The 1463-nt window shown below is 61.4% G+C and carries 1 protein-coding gene; it reads left to right on the top strand.

Annotated features, from left to right (window positions below; all coding sequences use genetic code 11):
• A partial coding sequence (locus ABZX22_RS44995) for a GNVR domain-containing protein (protein ID WP_354923460.1) occupies window positions 1-1415 on the top strand: 1415 nt, incomplete at its 5' end.
• Window positions 1416-1463 lie beyond the last annotated feature (48 nt).

Raw genomic sequence — 1463 nt, 5'->3', positions numbered from 1 at the left:
ACGTTGCCAGGGTGTGCCGTGCGACGGTCCCGGGCGGCGTGGTCACGGTCACGGTCGAGCGCCTCGTCGGGCGGCCGGGGACGCGATTTCAGCTCGTTCACTCGAAGCGTCTCGATGTCATCACGCGACTTCAGAAGTCTCTGAACATCTCCGAGCAAGGGAAAGATTCCGGCATCATCAGCACGGTCTGGCGCAGCGACGATCCGCACAAGACTCAGGCCGTGCTCAACGAGATCGCACGGCTGTATGTCAAGCAGAACGTCGACAGAAAGTCGGCGGAGGCGGACAACATGATTCGGTTCCTCGACCGCCAGTTGCCCGGGTTGAAGGACAATCTGACGAAGGCGGAAACGAAGTACAACAATTACAGGACTAAAAACACCATCGTCGATCTGCCGGTCGAGGCCCAGAGCTTGCTGAACCAGATCGTGCAGGCGGAGGTTCAGAAGAGTCAGCTCGTTCTTCAGCGTGATCAACTGCTTCAGCGCTTCACCCCGCGGCATCCTAATGTCGACGCCGTCAATCGGCAGCTCGATACCGTCAACGCTCAGATCGCGGCATTCAACCAGCGACTGAAAGCGATTCCCGCCAACGAGCAGGATACCGTCGGCCTCGCTCGTGACGCGATGGTGGCGCAGGAAATCTATACCACGCTGCTCAACAATGTCGAGCAATTGAGGGTACTGAAGGCGGGCAAGACCGGTAATGTCCGTCTGCTCGACGGCGCCGAGCTGATTACGGTGCCGGTATGGCCGCGTCCCGGTCTGATCATCCTCGTGGCCACCACGCTCGGCATATTCGTGGGCCTGGTCACCGCCTTCGCGTTCAAGGCACTGCGCAGCGGAATCGAAGATCCGGCCGAAGTCGAAGACAAGTTCGGGATTCCCGTCTATGCGACGATTCCGCACTCTGATCAACAGTCTACGTTCGGACGCATCGAGCGAGCGGGCGGTAACAATGCGCCGTTGCTCGCCCGGGCCGCACCGACCGATCTTGCCGTCGAAGCCATTCGCAGCTTGCGCACCGCATTGCAGTTCGCTCAGTTCGATGCCAGAAACAACATACTGATGCTGACCGGCCCCGCACCGGGCGTGGGCAAGTCGTTCATTGCCGTCAACCTCGCTGCGTTGATGGCGAGTTCGGGAAAGAGAGTGCTGCTGATCGACGGAGACCTCCGTCGCGGCTACCTGCACCGCTACGTCGGGGCGGCGCGAGGACGTGGATTGACCGAGTTGATCAGATCGGGTGGCGACGCCGGCGAATTCATCCAGCCCGACACGCTCGTGAAGGGTCTTGACTTCATTCCTACCGGCGAACTGCCGCCGAATGCGGCCGAGCTCCTGCTGCATCCCAACTTCGAACAGGTGTTGATCGCCCTCCCGCTGCCTTCGCGGAAGTCGCCGGCGGCCAGGTAGTCCGGCCTGACCTCGAGGCCGGCCCCGGTCATCGCCGCGACGAACGCG

The organism is Nonomuraea sp. NPDC003804 (genome assembly GCF_040610675.1).
GTDB lineage: Bacteria > Actinomycetota > Actinomycetes > Streptosporangiales > Streptosporangiaceae > Nonomuraea.
This window is presented reverse-complemented; position numbering and strand designations above follow the sequence as displayed.